Annotated in this window: 18 protein-coding genes and 1 tRNA gene; 6 read left to right on the top strand and 13 right to left on the bottom strand. The window is 52.0% G+C overall.

Going from position 1 to position 18776, the window contains the following annotated elements; genetic code table 11:
- Positions 1 to 39: 39 nt before the first annotated feature.
- The gene (locus tag ACJJIS_RS19765; protein WP_475708881.1) at positions 40 to 1053 is read right to left on the bottom strand and encodes a zinc-dependent alcohol dehydrogenase family protein; all 1014 of its coding nucleotides are present in this window, start codon (positions 1051 to 1053) and stop codon (positions 40 to 42) included.
- A 325-nt stretch (positions 1054 to 1378) separates the two neighbouring features.
- Here ACJJIS_RS19765 and ACJJIS_RS19760 point away from each other — a divergent pair, with 325 nt between their 5' ends.
- Positions 1379 to 1876 (top strand): hypothetical protein, encoded by a 498-nt coding sequence (locus ACJJIS_RS19760; protein WP_475708880.1) that lies wholly within the window; start codon positions 1379 to 1381, stop codon positions 1874 to 1876.
- A 571-nt stretch (positions 1877 to 2447) separates the two neighbouring features.
- On the opposite strand, the gene ACJJIS_RS19755 is transcribed toward ACJJIS_RS19760, so the two are convergent.
- The 6 genes from ACJJIS_RS19755 to rpsU form a co-directional block, all read right to left on the bottom strand.
- A tRNA-Ile gene (locus tag ACJJIS_RS19755) sits at positions 2448 to 2524 on the bottom strand.
- A gap of 284 nt (positions 2525 to 2808) precedes the next feature.
- Entirely contained in the window at positions 2809 to 3228 is a 420-nt protein-coding gene (locus ACJJIS_RS19750; protein ID WP_444914877.1) for a diacylglycerol kinase, read from the bottom strand.
- Between the two features lie 90 nt (positions 3229 to 3318).
- Entirely contained in the window at positions 3319 to 5187 is a 1869-nt protein-coding gene (gene rpoD / locus ACJJIS_RS19745; RefSeq protein ID WP_444906527.1) for an RNA polymerase sigma factor RpoD, read from the bottom strand.
- A 196-nt stretch (positions 5188 to 5383) separates the two neighbouring features.
- Entirely contained in the window at positions 5384 to 7348 is a 1965-nt protein-coding gene (dnaG, locus tag ACJJIS_RS19740; RefSeq protein ID WP_475708879.1) for a DNA primase, read from the bottom strand.
- Positions 7349 to 7363: 15 nt separating this feature from the next.
- Positions 7364 to 7810: a GatB/YqeY domain-containing protein gene (locus ACJJIS_RS19735; protein ID WP_475708878.1), complete on the bottom strand. Its 447-nt coding sequence runs from the start codon at positions 7808 to 7810 to the stop codon at positions 7364 to 7366.
- A gap of 197 nt (positions 7811 to 8007) precedes the next feature.
- A complete protein-coding gene (rpsU, locus tag ACJJIS_RS19730; RefSeq protein WP_020411530.1) occupies positions 8008 to 8223 on the bottom strand; it encodes a 30S ribosomal protein S21 in 216 nt (71 codons plus the stop codon).
- Positions 8224 to 8396: 173 nt separating this feature from the next.
- Here rpsU and tsaD point away from each other — a divergent pair, with 173 nt between their 5' ends.
- The 3 genes from tsaD to folK are packed head-to-tail and all read left to right on the top strand — an operon-like array spanning position 8397 to position 10359.
- Entirely contained in the window at positions 8397 to 9431 is a 1035-nt protein-coding gene (tsaD, locus tag ACJJIS_RS19725) for a tRNA (adenosine(37)-N6)-threonylcarbamoyltransferase complex transferase subunit TsaD (protein WP_475708877.1), read from the top strand.
- 44 nt (positions 9432 to 9475) lie between these two features.
- Positions 9476 to 9865 carry a dihydroneopterin aldolase gene (gene folB, locus ACJJIS_RS19720; RefSeq protein WP_282934467.1) on the top strand — a complete coding sequence of 130 codons (390 nt, stop codon included), beginning with the start codon at positions 9476 to 9478 and terminating at the stop codon, positions 9863 to 9865.
- A 2-nt stretch (positions 9866 to 9867) separates the two neighbouring features.
- Complete coding sequence (folK, locus tag ACJJIS_RS19715) at positions 9868 to 10359, top strand: 2-amino-4-hydroxy-6-hydroxymethyldihydropteridine diphosphokinase (RefSeq protein ID WP_475708876.1); 492 nt, start codon at positions 9868 to 9870, stop codon at positions 10357 to 10359.
- A gap of 69 nt (positions 10360 to 10428) precedes the next feature.
- On the opposite strand, the gene ACJJIS_RS19710 is transcribed toward folK, so the two are convergent.
- Positions 10429 to 11541 (bottom strand): NADH:flavin oxidoreductase, encoded by a 1113-nt coding sequence (locus tag ACJJIS_RS19710; RefSeq protein ID WP_475708875.1) that lies wholly within the window; start codon positions 11539 to 11541, stop codon positions 10429 to 10431.
- A 414-nt stretch (positions 11542 to 11955) separates the two neighbouring features.
- On the opposite strand from ACJJIS_RS19710, the gene ACJJIS_RS19705 reads away from it, so the two are divergent.
- The gene (locus tag ACJJIS_RS19705; RefSeq protein WP_475708874.1) at positions 11956 to 12417 is read left to right on the top strand and encodes a winged helix-turn-helix transcriptional regulator; all 462 of its coding nucleotides are present in this window, start codon (positions 11956 to 11958) and stop codon (positions 12415 to 12417) included.
- Positions 12418 to 12438: 21 nt separating this feature from the next.
- On the opposite strand, the gene ACJJIS_RS19700 is transcribed toward ACJJIS_RS19705, so the two are convergent.
- The 5 genes from ACJJIS_RS19700 to ACJJIS_RS19680 form a co-directional block, all read right to left on the bottom strand.
- Entirely contained in the window at positions 12439 to 13497 is a 1059-nt protein-coding gene (locus tag ACJJIS_RS19700) for a type 1 glutamine amidotransferase domain-containing protein (RefSeq protein WP_475708873.1), read from the bottom strand.
- Positions 13498 to 13700: 203 nt separating this feature from the next.
- Entirely contained in the window at positions 13701 to 14948 is a 1248-nt protein-coding gene (locus tag ACJJIS_RS19695) for a sensor histidine kinase (RefSeq protein ID WP_475708872.1), read from the bottom strand.
- A complete protein-coding gene (locus tag ACJJIS_RS19690; protein ID WP_413664232.1) occupies positions 14932 to 15627 on the bottom strand; it encodes a response regulator transcription factor in 696 nt (231 codons plus the stop codon). The genes ACJJIS_RS19695 and ACJJIS_RS19690 overlap by 17 nt, the downstream gene beginning before the upstream one ends.
- An 87-nt stretch (positions 15628 to 15714) precedes the next feature.
- Complete coding sequence (locus ACJJIS_RS19685; protein ID WP_475708871.1) at positions 15715 to 16452, bottom strand: pteridine reductase; 738 nt, start codon at positions 16450 to 16452, stop codon at positions 15715 to 15717.
- Positions 16436 to 17656, bottom strand: coding sequence for a multifunctional CCA addition/repair protein (locus tag ACJJIS_RS19680; RefSeq protein WP_475708870.1), 1221 nt, complete (start codon positions 17654 to 17656; stop codon positions 16436 to 16438). Before ACJJIS_RS19680 ends, ACJJIS_RS19685 begins: the two co-directional genes overlap by 17 nt.
- Positions 17657 to 18188: 532 nt before the next feature.
- Here ACJJIS_RS19680 and ACJJIS_RS19675 point away from each other — a divergent pair.
- A complete protein-coding gene (locus ACJJIS_RS19675) occupies positions 18189 to 18761 on the top strand; it encodes a helix-turn-helix domain-containing protein (protein WP_475708869.1) in 573 nt (190 codons plus the stop codon).
- The last annotated feature ends 15 nt before the right edge of the window (positions 18762 to 18776 follow it).

The following is an 18776-nucleotide window of genomic DNA, read 5'->3' as shown; positions in this document are numbered from 1 at the left end:
CTTAGCTTTAAGAGTGCGGCGAGATTGAGAGCTATTCCATTACCACTCGACGCAGATCTTGCCAAAGTGCGACCCGCTGGCCTGGTACTCAAATGCCGCAGCCAGTTCCTCCATAGGGTAAGTCTTATCAATCACTGGCTGTATCTGGTTGGCTTCCAATGCGGTGACATATTCCCGTTGATCCCTACGGCTTCCAACGATCAAGCCCTGTAACCGGGCCTGCTTGGCCATCAACAGTGCTGTGGGCACTTCTCCCGAGCGGCCCGTTAAAACACCAATCAATGAAATATGGCCGCCAACTCTGACTGAATGGATCGATTGCTCTAGTGTACCGGGGCCACCGAGCTCAATTATATGGTCCGCACCTTTGCCTTCCGTCAGCTCCATAACCTTTTTTGACCACTGTGTATGGGTGCGATAGTTGACGCCATGATCGGCGCCTAATTTTTTGGCGCGCTCCAGTTTTTCATTGGAAGAAGAAGTAACAATAACTTTGACCCCCAGTATTTTGGCAATCTGAATTACCGTAATAGATACTCCGCCAGTTCCTAGAGTCAATATTGTGTCGCCAGGTTTTACCTTGCCGTCTACTACCAATGCCCGCCAAGCAGTAAGGCCCGCGGTAGTAATGGTTGCCGCCTGAGCGTGGCTCCAGCCTTTTGGGGCAAGGGTAAAAGCGCTCTGATCGCGCACAACAAACTCAGCGGCCATCCCATCGATACCGTCACCAGGCGTATTGGCAAAGTTACCCACGGAAGCCATAGGCGTACCTGCTGGCCACTGTGGGAAAAAGCACGACACAACAGAATCGCCAACCTGAAAATCGGTAACTCCCTCACCAACTGCATCCACGATACCGCCTCCATCAGACATCAGAATACGGCCGTCCTCTGTGGGAATACTGCCATTGGCAACCAAAAGATCATGGAAGTTGAGGGAGGAAGCTTTAATTGCAACGCGGATTTGGCCTGGGCCGGGTGCTCCCGGGTTAGCGATGTCGCTAACCGAAATATTTTCTAGTCCGCCTGGTGTTTTTAGTGTTAATGCTCTCATGCTACTTCTCCTTCGTTATTTGTAATACCGCTATATATTGTGATTAAGAGGATCAGTTTTAGCAGACTTTGGGTATAGGCGCTTGTCGAAATTTAGTTTCGCTTGTAATAGGGCAATGTTTAATATAGGAAATCATAGCAATATTGTCGTAAATTTTTACTTAACTAGCCGGCTCGAGTAAATAGGGTAGTCGTCTAACTGTTTGAAAAGTTACCTAGTTTGATTCGTCAAAAAATGCGCCTAGATTGATATGATTTCATTTTCAGTGTTTTATTTATCGTTCTATTATTTAAATACTAGCTTAGTTAAAGTTACGGTGAATAATATGCACGAGAATAAGGTTTTGGTTTGTTTATTTGTCTCTGTTGTAGCTTCTAATTTTTCATATTCTCTGAGTTACGATACTGGTAAAGAAAGTGACTGGCTGCTAAATGCAGAAAGTGAAAGGGATCGTCTAATTTTGTTACAAGACTCTCTTGGAGGGTTTTCTGCTTCGATGTGGGAGGTTGGAGCACGTTATAAAACGATTTATTCTGCTTTGCAAGGTGAGAATTTTGACCTTGCAATTTATCATTGGAAGAAAATCAAAACAGCAATAGAGAATGGTTATGTCAGGCGACCGGCTCGTAAAAAGAATGCCGATGCCATTTTTATGAAAAGTATATATGCGGATGTACTGAAGTCATTTGAAAGTCGGGATGTCAGGCGAGCATGGCAAGGATATTCTGCTGTACGTTCTGCTTGTATGACTTGCCATGTTGCTGAAAAAATTCCTTGGATGAATGATCAGCCGCTGTTTCGAGATACTGTGATTCCAGAATAGATATTTATGTTGATATTTGATTATATTAAATTAATCTAAATATGATTTCTTTGTGTTTTGTTGTTTGTAGGAGGAATAACTTTGGTGGCTGATTGCGTCGAGTAATTTTTATGTAAAGTGAATTTTAAAATAAAATATAAGTTGGTTTAATGTAAAAAAAGATGTAGATTTTTAACTTGAAAGATATGTAAAAATATTTGATGTATGAATTTGTGTAATGATTTTCTATTGCGGATAGTGGTGGTAATCACGGGTAACAAAAGACAAGACTTTGGGGTCCAGTATCCCATTTATACAAATCCTAATAATGAGCAGAATTATGAGGTTTTATTATTGTGTTGATGTTTATTGGATCAATTTAAGAAGGTGTTGTTTCCATTGTGCAAATATACTCGGTTCTGCTTTGTGTTAGGGGAACTCAATATAAGTTTCAGGCTGGTTTAACATTATTGTAAAAAACTGCTGCTATACACATCTATCTCGCTATCTTCTTTAACATCCAATTGGTGCGATCGCTTCGAAGTAGAGATAAAGACTGATGTCGATACAAGGAATATGAGTGGAGTAAAAATGGTGGGCCCTCCGGGACTCGAACCCAGGACCTGCCGATTATGAGTCGGATGCTCTAACCAACTGAGCTAAGGGCCCACACATTGCTTGCGAGGATTGTTGCAAGCGGTTGGGAAAAGTACAAGATTTTCCCTTGCAAATCAATGCCTTTGTTAGCACTCAAAGCCGATATGGGCAAATTCTAGAAATCTTCTTTCCCTATTGCTCAAGCTTTCGCCAACAACTGATCTTTATGGAATAGATACCCACCTTGCGAAAGCTGCCAAATACCTTAATTGGTTCGATAGTATTAATTAGAGATTGTAATTGGTACAGCTGTCTTGTTTATGTGAAATGGAGGCTAAAACCCCATACTAAAGTATTTAAATCGGCAGTTTGGGGATAAGGATACAGCACCAAACCAGGAAAGCAGCGAAGAGGGCGACGGCCACGGCGGCGGAGCCTGTGTCTTTGGCAATCTTGGCCAGCGGGTGTTTCTCGGGGCCGATGCGGTCCACGGTCGCCTCAATAGCGCTGTTGATAAGTTCTATTGGGAGGACAAACATCACGGCTGCAATCAATATGGCGCGCTCAGTAGGTGTCTCCCCGGCCCAGAGTGCGAGAGGCACCATTAGGCAGGCAGCAATTACTTCCTGGCGAAAAGCTTCCTCATTGCGCCATGCAGCGACGAGCCCCTGACTGGAGTAGCTAGTGGCAGCCAGGAGGCGAGCAAACCCCTTCTTGCCGGGCTTGTTGGCAAGCTCGTCAGATTTTTCCTGCTTATTCGCCATTTCTTTTTGCATGCTTATCTCCTGCTTTCACTAAGCCTGCGCGGGGAGGTCATCTTTATGTCACAAAAAAAAGCCCGGTTGAACCGGGCTTTAGTCTAGCGCTTACTCGTCGAGGAAGCTGCGTAAATGCTCCGACCTGGAGGGGTGTCGCAGTTTGCGCAGTGCTTTCGCTTCGATTTGACGGATACGCTCGCGGGTTACGTCAAACTGTTTGCCCACCTCTTCCAGAGTGTGGTCGGTATTCATATCGATACCGAAACGCATACGCAGTACCTTGGCTTCACGGGCGGTGAGGCCGGAGAGTACAGAGCGGGTAGCGTCGTGCAGACCAGTTTGAGTGGCGGTATCCACCGGCGAGGATTGGTTTTGGTCCTCGATAAAGTCACCCAGGTGGGAGTCTTCATCGTCGCCGATGGGCGTCTCCATAGAGATCGGCTCTTTGGCGATTTTGAGGACTTTACGCACCTTGTCTTCCGGCATTTCCATGCGCTCGCCCAGTTCTTCCGGGGTGGGTTCGCGACCCATTTCCTGCAGCATCTGGCGGCTGATACGGTTGAGCTTGTTGATGGTCTCAATCATATGCACCGGGATACGGATGGTGCGGGCCTGGTCCGCAATAGAGCGGGTAATGGCCTGGCGAATCCACCAGGTGGCATAAGTGGAGAACTTGTAACCGCGGCGGTATTCGAACTTATCCACAGCCTTCATCAAGCCGATGTTGCCCTCCTGGATCAGGTCCAGGAATTGCAGGCCGCGGTTGGTGTACTTCTTGGCGATAGAGATAACCAGACGCAGGTTGGCTTCGACCATCTCTTTCTTGGCGCGGCGTGAACGGGCCTCACCAATGGACATGCGGCGGTTGATCTCTTTGATCTGGCCTACGTCCAGCTTAGCGCGCTCCTGGAACTGAGCCAGTTTGCGCTGGGCGCGAACAACTTCGTCTACGACGTGGCGTAGGGCATCGGAGTAATCGCGCTTTTTCTTGATGATTGCGGGAATCCAATCATCATTGGTCTCGTTGCCGGGGAATTCCTTGATAAAGGTCTTGCGCGGCATGCGGGCGCGTTTGATACACATGGCCATAACCACGCGCTCTTGCTCGCGCACGCTGTCGAGTACGTAGCGAACTTCGCCGTACAGCGGGTCGAACTGGCGGGGAGCCAGTTTAAAGAAGCGGAATACATCGCCAACGGCTTCGAGGGCTTGGCCAGCTTCTTTGGAATCGCGACCGTGGGCGGCGATGGCTTCGTCGGCAGCTTTTTGTGCGGCGATCAGCGCGTTCATGCGCTCGGCGAGCTCTTCGGGGTCGATACCGCCGGTAGCTTCCTCTTCCTCGTCGCTGCTGTCGTCATCGCTGTCGTCGTCTTCGGCGTCGTCATCGGAATCTGATGACTCCGGCGCGCTGGCAGCGGCGGCGGCTTGGCCGGCCTGGGCTCCGGGTGGAACCTCGTCGGCGGGGTCGAGCCAACCGGAGATAATATCGGGGATGCGGCGCTCTTCTTTTTCGATCAGAGCGTACTCATCGATGATCTGCTGCACTGCACCCGGCCAGTAGGCCAGGGCGGCCATCAGTTCGCGCAGGCCCTCTTCGATACGCTTGGCAATGGCGATCTCGCCTTCGCGCGTGAGCAGCTCTACGGTGCCCATTTCGCGCATATACATGCGTACTGGATCGGTGGTTCGGCCTACGTCGGACTCTACGGCTGCCAGGGCAGCGGCAGCTTCGGCTGCGGCGATTTCATCAGCGGAGCTGTCGCCTTCAGCCATCAACAACTCTTCGGCATCCGGTGCGGTTTCAAACACCTTGATGCCCATGTCGTTGATCATGCCAATAATGTCTTCCACCTGATCGGGATCGGAAATATCTTCCGGTAGGTGGTCATTTACCTCGGCATAGGTCAGATAGCCCTGCTCTTTACCGCGGGCGATCAGTTCCTTAATGCGGGACTGTTGCTGGGTTTTGTCGGTCATGCACAACCCTGAATTCTGGGAATGAAAATACGGGACAAAGACGCGGGATTATAGCGTATTTGCACTAGCAATAACCACTCTAGCTGTCAAGTAACGGCGTAGGTGCGATGTTTAGGGTGCTGGGGTTCCCGATCCCGCCCGGCGGGGGTGAGTGAATATAGTGCTGAGCCCGCAGTTTTCAAGGGGTTGGCGCTTATTAATTCTGCTTTTTTCGCCAATTGGCTAATAGGGCCAGTTGTTCTTCGGGGCTCAACTGGGCGCTGTTCTTGAGTTGATCGAGTAAATCGCGGTTGCGCTGTTTGTCCGCAGCTTGTTTCAGGCGCAGCAGACAGTCGTTAAATTCGGTGTGCGGATCGTATTCCAGGTTGCTGTCATCCTGGGCGAGTTGCCGCGCGACCGATACCAGTGGAGAAATAGCGAGCTTGGCCAGGGTATCGCAAGATTCTGCGCTGTGATGCGCACGCCAGTGGCCGATCAATTGATAGAAATTTAATTGGGGGCGACTTTTGTACAGTTCTACCAGCTGGATAAACAATGCCAGGTCTTCATTGCCCTCGATGGGGAATTGCTGTGGATTTTCGATTTGTTCTGCCAGCTCTGGGTGGTGCAACAGTAGGGCGATCAGCATGCGCTCCGGTGGCAGGAGATATTGGCTCTGGCGGCGCGGACTGTTGTAACTCGGTGCTGCACTTTCACTGAAGTTGTTGTCGCGCTGCCAGGGTTCCGGCGGTGTGCGGTGCTCCAGCTCCTCTTGAGGGGAGGGTGCTTGGCTTGGCTCTCCCGGTGCAGCTGTAGGTTGCGGGTGGGGCTGTTGCGGCGTGCGAGCTTTTTCTGTGCGGATAACCTCTTGCAGGGTTTCCTTGTCGAGCCCGGTGCGCGAGGCCAGTTGTTGGAACATCAGCTGGCGGTAGACGCCATCGGGCAGGAGGTCCAGCAGGGGAGCGGCGAGTTTGGACAGGCGCGCGCGGCCATCCATGGTCTGCAGGTTGATATCTTCGCTCAGCAGGTCGAAGAGAAAATCTTCCAGCGGTAGGGATTGCTCCTTAATTAGCTGCTGGAAACGTTCACCGCCCAGTTGGCGTACCAGGGTGTCCGGGTCCTCGCCTTCCGGCAGCAGCAGGAAGCGCAGGCTGCGCCCGTCCTGCATCTGCGGCAGGGCCGACTCCAGAGCGCGGCGGGCGGCAGCGCGGCCGGCGCGGTCGCCGTCAAAGCAAAACAGCAGTTCCGAGGTATGGCGGAAGGCGAGTTGAATATGGTCTTCGCCACAAGCGGTGCCCAGGGTGGCGACGGCGCAGCGGATATCGAACTGGGCCAGGGCCACCACATCCATATAGCCTTCAACCACAATTAGGCGCTCTAAATTGCGGTTGGCCTGGCGCGCTTCCCACAGGCCGTAGAGTTCGCGGCTCTTGTGGAAAATCGGGGTTTCCGGGGAGTTCAGGTACTTGGGTTTGTCGTCGCCCAGTACCCGCCCGCCAAAGGCGATGGCGCGCCCGCGCTGGTCGCGGATAGGGAAAATAATACGGTTGCGGAAGCGGTCGTAGTGATGGCGCGCGTTGGGCTTGGTGTTGCCATCACTGTCCTGGCGGCGAATGGCCAGGCCTGCCAGTTCCAGTTGATCCGCTTTCTCGGGGGTATCGGCTAATGCATTGAGCAGGTTGTCCCAGCCGGGGGGCGCAAGGCCGATACCAAAGTCCCGGGCAATCTCACCGGAGAGGCCGCGATTACGCAAGTAGGCCACCGCATTGCCTGCGGCGGGGTGGTTACGCAGTTGTTCACGGTAGTAGTCGGCGGCTTTCTCTGTGAGCTGGTAGAGAGATTGACTCTCCCGCTGGCGCTTTTCTTGCCCCGGTGCCAGTTGTTCCCTGGGAACTTCCAGTCCACGGGTGGCCGCGAGTTTTTCCACCGCTTCTGGGAAGGGCAGGCGGTCGTACTCCATGAGGAAGCCGATGGCATTGCCATTGGCGCCGCAGCCGAAACAGTAATAAAACTGCTTGTCCGCACTCACGGTAAACGATGGGGTTTTCTCGTCGTGGAAGGGGCAGCAGGCAGAGTAGTTTTTGCCGGTTTTACGCAGCTTGACCCGGCTGTCCACCAGCTCGACGATATCTGCCCTTGCGAGCAGATCGTCGATAAAGTGCTGGGGTATCTTGCCGGCCATGGGGATTCGCTCAGCTTAGGCCAGTTGGGCCTTCACCAGTTTGCTCACCGCGCCCATATCTGCACGGCCCTGCACCTGGGGTTTAACCTGGGCGATGACTTTGCCCATATCCGCCATGCTGTTGGCACCGGTGTCTTTGACGGCGGAGGCAACGATATCGGTGATCTCAGCTTCGCTCAGCTGCTTCGGCAGGAATTCCTGGATAACTTCAATTTCAGCCTGCTCTATTGCTGCCAGCTCAGCCCGGCCAGCTTTCTCGTACTGGGTAATGGAGTCGCGGCGCTGCTTGGTCATTTTGTCCAGCAGGGCGAGGATGCGGGCGTCATCCAGGTCGATTCGCTCGTCGACTTCAACGCGTTTGATCTCGGCGTTGATCAGGCGCAGGGTGGCCAGGCGCTCTTTGTCTCGCGCTTTCATTGCGTCTTTAGTGGCTTGGGTCAGGGTTTCCTTGAGAGTGCTCATAATGAGTGTTCCGGGATTGTTGGCAATGAATTTTGGATCAGGGGCTTAGGATAGCTTGTCTGCTGGGCGGGGGAAATGCGTTAGCCCAAACGAAAAACGGCGCGCGAGTATGGCTCGCACGCCGTTCTTTATAGCTCCGCTACGGGCTAAGCCCGTCCGGCCGCCTCGCTGCGACAGGCTTATGCAGCCTGCGGCTCTTAGTAGAGACGCTGGAACTTGCGGTTTTCGCGCTGAAGCTTTTTAGCGTGACGCTTAACAGCGGCAGCAGCTTTGCGCTTACGAACAGCGGTGGGCTTCTCGTAGAACTCGCGACGACGTACTTCAGACAGTACGCCTGCTTTTTCACAGGAGCGCTTGAAACGGCGCAGGGCGATATCGAAAGGTTCGTTGTCTTTGATTCGTACAGAGGGCATTAGGATACCTGTTAAAATTCGTTTCTCTCGGCCATTCCGGCAATGCTCTCGCAGTTGCATCCGGTGGCCGGTTCACAGCGAGGGCGCAAATTCTAAACACTCCTATACGGGATCGCAACCCCATTTTCCAGTATGATAACCGCCCCTCGAAGAAGTCACGAGAATGAAATCAAGTGCGCGTCCTTGGTATAGAAACTTCCTGCGATGAAACTGGCGTCGCTATTTACGATTCTGAGTCCGGTTTGCTCAGCCATGCCCTGTTCAGTCAAGTGGACCTGCATGCCGATTATGGCGGTGTAGTCCCCGAGCTGGCGAGCCGCGATCATGTGCGCAAACTCTTGCCGCTGGTTCGACAGGTAATGAAGAAGGCCGATACCAGCCCTTCAGACCTCAATGGTATCGCCTATACCGCAGGCCCTGGTCTGGTGGGAGCGCTGATGGTCGGGGCCTGCGCGGCCCGTGCACTGGCCTATGGCTGGGATATTCCGGCGGTGGCGGTGCACCATATGGAAGGCCACCTGCTGGCCCCAATGCTGGAGGATAATCCGCCCGCCTTTCCTTTTGTGGCCCTGCTGGTTTCCGGCGGACACACCCAGCTGGTGGAGGTGCGGGGGCTCGGCGATTACGAACTGATGGGTGAATCCCTGGATGACGCTGCCGGCGAGGCCTTTGATAAGGCGGCTAAAATGCTCGACCTGGATTATCCCGGTGGCCCGCGTTTGGCTGCCCTGGCGGAGAAAGGAGACCCCAAACGTTTTACTTTCCCACGTCCTATGACTGATCGACCGGGCTTGGATTTCAGTTTTTCAGGTCTTAAAACCTTCACCCTGACTACGGTGCGCAAGCACGCCCTGGAGGATGGTTTACCGGACGAGCAGACTTGCGCAGATATTGCTGCGGCTTTCCAGGAGGCGGTAGTGGATACCCTGGTGATTAAATGTCGTCGCGCTATTAAGGCTTCCGGCTATAAAACCCTGGTGATTGCCGGTGGAGTTTCCGCAAATAAATTATTGCGTGAGCGTTTGGAAACGAGCCTGCGAAAGGATAAGGCCAGCGTCTACTATCCCCGCCATGAATTCTGTACTGATAACGGCGCCATGATCGCCTATGCCGGTAGTTTACGTTTAAAAGCTGGGGAGCAGACGAGCCTTGCGGTGGATGTGCGCCCGCGCTGGCCTATGACAGAATTGCCCAAGACCGAACTTTAAAAATCCCAGGGCTAGCCTGGCAGTAAAAAGAAAAGAGCCGATAGATGGATATTGTTTATATACGGGATTTAAAGGTAAATACCATTATTGGTATTTACGATTGGGAGCGGGAAGTGCGCCAGACGGTGAGCCTCGATCTGGAGATGGCTTTCGATATCAGTGAGGCGGCGCGAACAGACAATATCGAGCACACACTTAACTATAAAGCGGTGGCCAAGCGCTTGATCGCTTTTATTGAAAGCAGTGAGTTTCTGTTGGTGGAGACCATGGCAGAGCAGGCTGCGGCAATTGTCAGGGAAGAGTTTTCTGTAAGCTGGCTGCGACTGCGGTTGTCCAAGCCGGGTGCGGTCAGAGGGTCCAGGGATGTGGGTGTCATTATTGAGCGCGGCGAGAGGCCGGCAAAAGGTGCAGCAGCGATGTCTGCGGGAGTGTAAACGTGGCTCAGGTGTATCTCAGCCTCGGCAGTAATATCAATCGTGCGCAATATATCCGCGCAGCGCTGGATGCCCTAACCGGGCGGTTTGGCGAATTACAGGTGTCCCGGGTCTTCGAAAGTGAAGCGGTGGGTTTCCAGGGCGATAATTTTTACAACCTGGTGGTGGGGTTGGAAACTGACTTGCCGGTAGGGCAGCTGGCCCTGTGTCTGCGCGGTATTGAAGATGCCAATGGCCGCTTGCGCTCCGGGCCCAAGTTCAGTGCACGAACCCTGGATATTGATATTCTCACCTATGACCACCTGACCGGAACTGTCGACGGGGTAAAATTGCCTAGAGGTGAGATTGTAAAAAATGCCTTTGTTTTACAGCCTCTGGCAGAGATTGCTCCAGAAGAATTGCACCCGGTCGAGCAGAAAACTTACCGTCAGCTGTGGGATGAGTACGACCAGGCTTCACAAAAATTGTGGCCGGTGGAATTTATTTGGCCGTGATTCCAATAAATTTCTAAAAAAAGTAGATAAAAAAGCAGCCCTTTGAGGCTGCTTTTTTATTAGGAGTAATTAACTTAGGCTCATTAGCGCTTCTTTAGTGAACGAAGTGATTTCCTCCGCGCGATCTTCCCGCACCTTGGCGAACCAGTGTGGGTCTTGTAATAGCGCGCGGCCAACGGCAATCAGGTCGAACTCCTGGTTGTCCATACGGCGGGTCAGTTCGCCTAAATCGGTAGGATTGGCCGTGCCACCCATGCCCTGGTTATTGCCGCCGATAAAATCATCGTCGAGGCCGACACTGCCGACAGAAATTACCGGTTTTCCCGTCAATTCCTTGGTCCAGCCTGCCAGGTTGAGATCAGAACCCTCAAATTCTGGCACCCAGAAGCGTCTTGTAGAGGCGTGGAAAATATCAACGCCGGCTTCAACCAGTGGTGTCAGGAAGCGTTTCAGTTCTTCCGGGTTTTGCGCCAACTTGGCTTCGTAATCCTGCTGCTTCCATTGGGAGTAGCGCAGCACTATGGCGAAATCTTCGCCTACGGCTTCACGTACCGCTTTGATAATTTCCACTGCAAAGCGGGTGCGATTTTCGATGGAGCCACCGTACTCGTCATCGCGTTGGTTGGTACCTTCCCAGAAAAACTGGTCGATCAGGTAGCCGTGGGCGCCGTGAATCTCTACACCGTCAAACCCAATTTCCTTGGCTGCTTTCGCCGCGTCTGCAAAAGCTTGTACAACTTCCTGGATGTCCTCTTTGCTCATCGCCTGGCCATTGGGCTTGCCGGGTTTGAACAGGCCTGAGGGGGAGTAGCCGGGCACTGATTTATCCGGGCCTATGCCCTCTTTGCGCACGGAGCCTACGTGCCATAACTGCGGGATAATCTGGCCACCGGCAGCGTGTACTTCGTCTACCACTTTTTTCCAGCCGGCGAGAGCGGCCTCACCGTAGATTGCCGGAACATTCTCGTAGCCGTTGGCGGCTTTATGATTAACGAAGGTGCCTTCGGTAATAATCAGTCCCACTTCACCTTCAGCTCGGCGGCGGTAATAGCCGGCCACTTGGTTATTGGCTGAATAGCCCGGTGACATAGTGCGGGTCATGGGAGCCATCGCAACCCGGTTGCGCAGTTTTAGGGATTTATGCTCGAAAGGACGCAGCAGGCTGTCCAGGGAACCACTCATATTTCTCTCCTGAATGTCTCGATTCAACACTGGGACTCACTGGTCCCGCTCGGTCACAATTAAAACGGTTGCGTTATAAGACCTTATTTTAAAGTTGAGTTCAATATCTGGTTTCGTATTGCAACTCTTTTGCCGGTATACTGGCTAGGGAGCCTCTGAATAACTCCGTGATGCCTCTGCGGGCCATGAAGGCTGCAGATGTTAGGCGCAGCTCGCCGCGAATGGCTCAGTCCTTTGCAAGAGCTGCAACGCAGCAGCTGTGGCCTTCAAGGCCCGCCCTTCGGGGCTTGCAGAGCGATTCACACTCCGCGTTGCGACTTCTTGAAAGGTCTAGACATTCCTGCGAAGCCGCGCCTTGATTGTGAACCGCTCTGCATGCCAGAGGTATCACGGAGTTATTTAGAGGCTCCCTATATGTCACGTAAACGCTTTGATGATCTTGATTGCTCCCTGGCTTGCGCCCTAAATGAGGTGGGGGACTGGTGGTCCCTGCTGATAATTAAGCAGGCGATGCTGGGTACCCGCCGTTTTGTGGATTTCCAAAGAGACCTGGGAATTGCCAAAAATATCCTTGTGGATCGGTTATCACGTCTGGTGGATAACGAGGTGCTGGTACGCTTTGATGCGGGTGAACACGGTACTCGCTACGAGTACCGCTTAACGGAAAAAGGCCGGGACCTGTTTACGGTGGTAATCGCCCTGCGCCAGTGGAATCTGCGCTGGAATGGCAATAAAGATGGGATGCATCTGGTCGATAAAAACAGTGGTGAGCCTATCTCCGAAGTGGCTGTTCAGAATGCCCAGGGACAAAAACTCAGTATTCGCGATGTATTATTTGTGGATGAAAATGGCCAGCCCCTAGAGCAGGCTGGCTAGCTGGCTTTTTGAGGGGCTCTATCAATCCTGGCTCTTGGACAGCAGTCTGATTATGTCCAGAGCCCTGCCCGGCTCCCAACGCATAACAGAGACAACGCCGTGCATGGCCAGTAGGCGCTGGTCTATTTCCCCTTTCTCCTGAAGCTTGTGTAATTTCTCTGTGGCCTCGGTAAAGCCGCGCTGCTCATAAGTGAGTAGTAATTTGACGGTCTGCTCCACCGGAGTGATTTGGCGTGGAACAGGGGTATACCCCATCGCGCTTACCATACTCTCAGCCGCCAGCCAGGTGGACCAGGGGTTTTGCCCGGTAATAAGCTGGCCATCCACGCTGACTTGTTCCAGGTAAGTGGGCCCAGCCTGAAAAAACGCGCCTTGCTCACGTAAGCGATCCTCAAGCAGGAATGGAAATCGTTGCTCGGCGTCAGGGATAAGAAAAAGCTCCTCTGCGTTAGTAAAAGCACTGATCTGCCGATCGGCGATTAAGGGCTTGCCATTATCCAGGGTGACATTGGCAAGGGCTGCTGGCCCGTGGCATACCGCTCCGATAATTTTGCCGCTGTTATAGATTTTCCGCACCAGGGACTGGATATGGGGATTGTCGGGGAAATCGAACATGGTGCCTTTACCGCCGACAAAAAATACGGCCTGGTAATCCTCTGCTGATACCTGATCGATAGGAATACTGTTGTTGACCTTTTGTTGTGCCTCCGGGTCATTGAGAAAGGCATAGTCGAAAGGCCCCAGATCATCTTTATCGATCACCGCAGGCGGTTTGCCGCCTTTGGGACTGGCAATATCGACAATAAATCCGTTGGCTGAAAAGATGTAATAGGGGCGTGCCAGTTCAGTTAATTCATAACCAGTCGCCTTGCCACTATCTCCCATCGTTTCAGTACTGGTGACAACAGCTAAGATTTTTCCTCGGCTTTCCCTGGGTAATTGTTGTAAATACGGCAGGTCACTTACTGTCGTAGTGGAAAAGTCCTGCTCTTGGGGTGGAATTAGGCCCTTAACCCAAATAATAAAACCAAAAAATACGGACAAAGTCAGAGCCAGGGAAATAACAATTTTCTTCAACATATTAATCTCCAAAATTACAGTAGCAGACGGGAAATCTTCTAGTGAGTTCGTAGGAGAATAAGGGGTGGAAGGTGAAATTCAGGTGAGATTGCAATTGCTATTTAGGAAGAAAGAAAAAATCTGCGCTTGAGATCTTATAAGGTATGGATGCTGATTCACTGTGCATCTCGAGCGCATACGGTAAAAATTTGAATCTTAGAACGCTACTGTGTAAAAGATAGAGAGCACTGATAAATATTTTTTTTACATTGGATAGAGATGGTCCAATTCAAGGCTTTACAGATTCTCTTGGCCAGGAAAAGGCCTTGACCAATACCGTCACTGCCTTCCCTTTTTTGGCCGGGTAAGAGGGAGGTTTTAAGATCTAATTGGTTGTCTGTGGCGTTCTCAAAAAAGAGTGTGTCCCCCTTATAGGTAATAACCAATTCAGGGCTGGTAGCGTGCTGTAATGCATTGCTGATTAAGTTGTCGAAGAGCAGACTTACCAGGTGTCGATTGGCCAGGACTCTGACTTTGTGCCCTAACTTTAAATCAACATTAAAATGCTTTTGTACAATTAACTGGTGTTGAGCTAAAAGACGCTCCTCTAGTAAAGCACGCAGTGGGATATCTCTCGACTGTAGAGACTCAGAGCGGGCGAGGGCTAATAGTGTCTTAACGGTTTTTTCCATACCGGTAACAGTTTCTAATAGCTCATTTTTCTCAGCTAAAGTCATTTCCCGATTTTGACTGAGCGCCAGTGTGCTTTTCAGAATGGTTAGCCCGGTGCGCAACTCATGGCTTGTATCCCGGGTAAACTCAGTTTCCCTGCGCAATGTTAGCTTGAGCTGGTTAAGTGTATCTTGCAACGTACTTGCGAGATAACCGATTTCATCTTGTTCATTGTTATAGGGCAGGGAAATTTGAGAATCGCAGTTTCTCTGCTGCTGAACTGCTTTAGCAAGGGTTACTACAGGAGCGATGGTTTTACGGGAAATACGAAAAGCACAATAGAGGGCTAAGAGTAGGGTCAAGATACAGGCGCTGGCAAAGAGCCAGAGAAGTTTTGAAGATTGTCGCGTAACAGTGAGCAATTCACTGACTTCAGCTACGAGAACGGCGGAATGGTTGTCCGGAAAATGTACTCTGCGTAAATGGAAGTGATGTTCAGTATCACTAAACCACTCAGCCTTTTCTGCATAGCTTGGTAGAGCAGTGCGCAGTTCGGCCGGAATTATTTTGCTTTCAGTGTATAGCGTTAAATAGGGTAGGCGTGGCTCTGGGGTCGCATTAGTCAGTCTTGCCTGCTGTTCGAGGTAGCGGACTTCTCCGGCCAATAAGTTATCGAGTAAATGGTCTTCAACTACATAGGCCACCATCATACAAATGGCAAAAAACACCAAGCATAGCAGTAGGGTAAAACTGCCAAAAATAGCGAAGACCTTCCTCTGTAAATTACTGGTTTCGCGCATTGGGAGTTTCCAACTGATAACCGAGATTGGTGATGGTTTTCAACATAGGGGCCTGGAAAGGCTTATCCAGTGTTTGGCGAAGACTATAAATGTGGGATTTTAAGGCGTCTGTTTCTGGGGGTTCATCACCCCAAATATGGTGGATTATTGCCGAGCGGCTTACTGGTGCTGGCGACGCCTGGGCAAGCATAGTGAGAATGCGAAAACCGATAGTTGTCAGGGGCAGAGGTTGTTTATCCCGGTAGGCCGTTTGTTGGCGCTGGTTTATCTGTAAATCACCGACCTTAATTTCTTCACTGGTATGCAGCTGGTGTCTACGTGCCAGGGCGCGGCATCTCAATATCAGTTCCCTTGGTTCGAAGGGCTTACATAAGTAGTCATCGGCACCGATACCAAATCCGCGTTCTTTATCTGCGAGAGCATCTCGGGCAGTTAACATCAGAATTGGCATATTAACTGGCGCTTGTGCCTTGATCTTTTCGCAGACCTCCAAGCCGTCCATATCCGGCAGGCCCAGGTCGAGAATAATCAGGTCGAAGATTTGTTCCAGGGCCAGCTGTAAGCCCTGGCGGCCCCGCTGGGCATAATCTATCTGCCAGCCCTCAGCGTGCAGGAATTCGGCAAGCTGGCGGGCGATAGTGGGGTTATCTTCAATCAACAATATCTTCAGTGAGCGCACCGGCAAATCTCTTGTGGCAGAGGAAGTTACAAAGCATTCTGACAGAGTGCCGGTGAAATTGAAGTGAAGCCCCGTTGTTGGACTGTTTTAGATATTGAGGTTGCGGCCGCCGTCAACAGCAATAACCTGGCCGTTGATATAGGGGGCGTCACAGACCAGGAAGCGCACGGTTTTGGCGATATCGCTGGGGTCACCGGTTCGGGCCAAAGGAATGCGATGGGTGATTTGTGCTTTCTTGGCTTCGTTAGTTGCCTCTTGCTCTGGCCAAAGAATGGCACCGGGGGCGACTGCATTGACCCGGACCTGGGGAGACAGCTCCAGAGCGAGGCTTTTTGACAGCATTACCAGCCCAGCCTTGGCGGCGCAGTAAATAGTGTGCTCGGGCATCGGGCGCTCGGCGTGAATATCCGCCATATTAACAACGCAACCCTGTTGTTGGCTGAGTGTTTCTTTCAGGGCCTGAGTGAGAAAGAAGGGGGCTTTGAGGTTACTGCCTACCAGCCGATCCCAGTCCTCCTCGGTCGCCTTCCCCACAGGCGTGGGGTGAAATGCTGAGGCATTGTTGATCAAAACATCAATACCGCCCCAGGCCTCTTGCGCGCGCTGGGCCAGATTGGAACAGGCTTCGGCGCTATTCAATTCACTGTGCAACGCTATGGCAGAGTTGGGGCGAAGTTGGTTCAGCTCGTTTGCCAGGGCCTTGGCAGTATCAGCCGAGTTGCGATAGTGAATAACAACTCTGTGATCTCTATGTAGCTCCTCAGCAATAGCACGACCCAGGCGTGCAGCGGCACCGGTAATCAACACATTACGCAATGTAGTCATCCTTTACTTTGGCGATTGCCTTGATGCGCTCCCGGTCCAGTGCTTGCCCCAGTTTCGCACCCTGGTAGCCCTGTTTAATCAACCCCTCGGCAGTTACTGCTGCTGCCCCATCTCGAGCGGCGCGCAAAAAGGCTACCTGTGGATAATCTCGATTCTCCAGCCCCTCACGACCTCGGGCATCTGCCTCACAGGCGCGAAGAAAGTTTTCAAATCGCTCGGGACGTCGCAAGGCATCCAGACTGCGGATCATTTTCATAATGGTCTGTGGGCGCAATTCGAAGGCTCTGTGGCAGTGCAGGTGATATTCGCAGACCCCGACAGCTAGTGCAGTCAGGTCTTTTGGGGTACGCCAGCGCTCACAGACGGCCTTTACAAGAGGTACGCCTGCTGCCTCGTGGCCGTGGTGGCTGGGAAGAATTTCCTCGGGAGTCAGTCCTTTGCCCAGGTCGTGTAGCAGTACTGCAAAACGCAAGGGGAGCTCTGCCGGTGCGGCGCGCAGGGCTAGTAGTACGTGTTCTCCAGTGTCCACTTCGGGGTGGTGTTTGGGCGGCTGAGGAACACCAAACAAATTCTCTAATTCTGGTAACAGTACCGAGAGGGCACCGCAGTCTCGCAGTACTCGAATAAATATATCGGGGTCTGGCTCGGTAAGTGCCCGGCTTACCTCTTTCCAGACCCTCTCGGCCACCAGATATTCCACTTCACCCGCTTCTACCATCTGGCGCATGAGTATCATGGTCTCAGGGGCAACGCTAAAGCCAAGGTGATGGTAGCGGGCGGCAAAGCGGGCCACTCGCAGTACTCTTAGGGGGTCTTCTGCAAAAGCAGGGGAAACATGGCGCAAAAGCCGAGCTCCAAGATCTTCCTGCCCACCGTAGGGGTCAATTAGATTGCCGTCTCTGTCTTCTGCAATGGCATTAATAGTGAGATCTCGCCGCAGGAGATCCTCTTCCAGGGTGATATTGGCATCGGCGTTAACGGTAAAACCGCCATAGCCGTGTCCGCTCTTTCTTTCGGTGCGAGCGAGCGCGTATTCTTCACCGGTCTCAGGGTGTAGGAATACTGGAAAATCTTTGCCGACGGGGCTGTATCCGAGGTCCTGCATTCTATCTGCATCTGCCCCAACCACTACCCAGTCACGCTCGGTGACTGGGCGATTCAAAAGTCTGTCGCGCACTGCGCCGCCAACAAGGTAGATCTTCAAAGCATTTGCTCCAGAGCTGGAGGGACCAGTGATCTGATAGGTGATTGTACTGCCATAAGTCCATTTGTTCCGGCGTTGTTCCAGGTTTGTCTGCTGGACGGAGGATGAGCGGTAGGAGTGTAAGAAGCTTCGGCAAGATAAAAAAAAGGCCCCGAAAAAACAAGGGGGCCCAGGGTCTTAGGGTATTCGCTTAGCAAACATTTCTTCGCCAACTATGGGGGCTCTGACTTAACAACCACTCCACTGGAAGGGATCCCGTGACAAGTCCCAAGTCACGAATCTAGCGCCATTCTAAGGAACCTGTCTTACCTGTCAACTATATCTATTAGTATTTTTTGAGGGGGTTGTTCCGCTGTTCGTTAATAAATTACATGGACCGAATTTCGGGCTGGGTTTGCAGCATTAAACAGCATAATTTATAGGGGCGGTTCAGCTGGACAGGATAATTTCACGTGTAACTCTGTGGGGCAGAGGATACTTTCGGGAAGTTGACTGTTCTTCTTTTTAATCGCAGTTGTTGGGGAGAATAAAGATGAGCGAATTACATGTGCTAACCACCGGGGAAGCAGCCAGGTACTGCGGTGTTAACTTCCGAACGGTGATTCGCTGGATTGAGCGTGGCCAGCTCAAGGCATACAAACTTCCAGGGCGCGGTGACCACCGTATCTGTGTTGAGGATTTCGTGGGCTTCCTGCGGGATAACTCAATGCCAGTTCCAAACGACTTGGCAGTTCCCAGTCGAAAAGTGCTCTTGTTAACGACTGATCCTGAGCTGACTTCAAGTGGACGCCAGGCGCTTCAACAGATGGGGTGTGAGGTTGAAGTAGCCAGTGATAGTTTTTCCGCCGGTATCATGATGGCGAGTGCCAAGCCGGCGTTGTTAGTGGTTGACACTGGGTTGCTTGGGGAGAGTGGGTTTCAGGTGCTGGACTACCTCAGATCCCGCAGTGAGTATTCGAACTTGAGCATTCTAGTTGTACCTTCTGATGATGATGGAGAGAAAGCCCGTTGGCTGGATGCTGGAGCTGATGCCCTTTTAACTCACCGCTCTGAGCACGGTGAACTTTCTGCAAAGGCCAAGCTTTTGTTGGAAGCTGATGCCTAAGTAGCGTGATCCGCT

The sequence above is a fragment of the Microbulbifer maximicatervae (SeqCode) genome (genome assembly GCF_056231245.1).
The sequence above is the reverse complement of the archived record's forward strand: the minus strand, read 5'-3'. Positions and strand labels throughout refer to the sequence as shown.

Coding starts and splice junctions, on each gene's coding strand:
- ACJJIS_RS19710 (WP_475708875.1), bottom strand. CDS start 11,541: ATGAGTGGTTCCCTGGACAGCCTGCTGCGTCCTTTCGAGCATAAATCC.
- ACJJIS_RS19735 (WP_475708878.1), bottom strand. CDS start 7,810: ATGAGCACTCTCAAGGAAACCCTGACCCAAGCCACTAAAGACGCAATG.
- ACJJIS_RS19705 (WP_475708874.1), top strand. CDS start 11,956: ATGTCACGTAAACGCTTTGATGATCTTGATTGCTCCCTGGCTTGCGCC.
- rpsU (WP_020411530.1), bottom strand. CDS start 8,223: ATGCCCTCTGTACGAATCAAAGACAACGAACCTTTCGATATCGCCCTG.
- ACJJIS_RS19760 (WP_475708880.1), top strand. CDS start 1,379: ATGCACGAGAATAAGGTTTTGGTTTGTTTATTTGTCTCTGTTGTAGCT.
- ACJJIS_RS19685 (WP_475708871.1), bottom strand. CDS start 16,452: ATGACTACATTGCGTAATGTGTTGATTACCGGTGCCGCTGCACGCCTG.
- ACJJIS_RS19675 (WP_475708869.1), top strand. CDS start 18,189: ATGAGCGAATTACATGTGCTAACCACCGGGGAAGCAGCCAGGTACTGC.
- rpoD (WP_444906527.1), bottom strand. CDS start 5,187: ATGACCGACAAAACCCAGCAACAGTCCCGCATTAAGGAACTGATCGCC.
- ACJJIS_RS19750 (WP_444914877.1), bottom strand. CDS start 3,228: ATGCAAAAAGAAATGGCGAATAAGCAGGAAAAATCTGACGAGCTTGCC.
- ACJJIS_RS19700 (WP_475708873.1), bottom strand. CDS start 13,497: ATGTTGAAGAAAATTGTTATTTCCCTGGCTCTGACTTTGTCCGTATTT.
- folB (WP_282934467.1), top strand. CDS start 9,476: ATGGATATTGTTTATATACGGGATTTAAAGGTAAATACCATTATTGGT.
- ACJJIS_RS19695 (WP_475708872.1), bottom strand. CDS start 14,948: ATGCGCGAAACCAGTAATTTACAGAGGAAGGTCTTCGCTATTTTTGGC.
- dnaG (WP_475708879.1), bottom strand. CDS start 7,348: ATGGCCGGCAAGATACCCCAGCACTTTATCGACGATCTGCTCGCAAGG.
- ACJJIS_RS19765 (WP_475708881.1), bottom strand. CDS start 1,053: ATGAGAGCATTAACACTAAAAACACCAGGCGGACTAGAAAATATTTCG.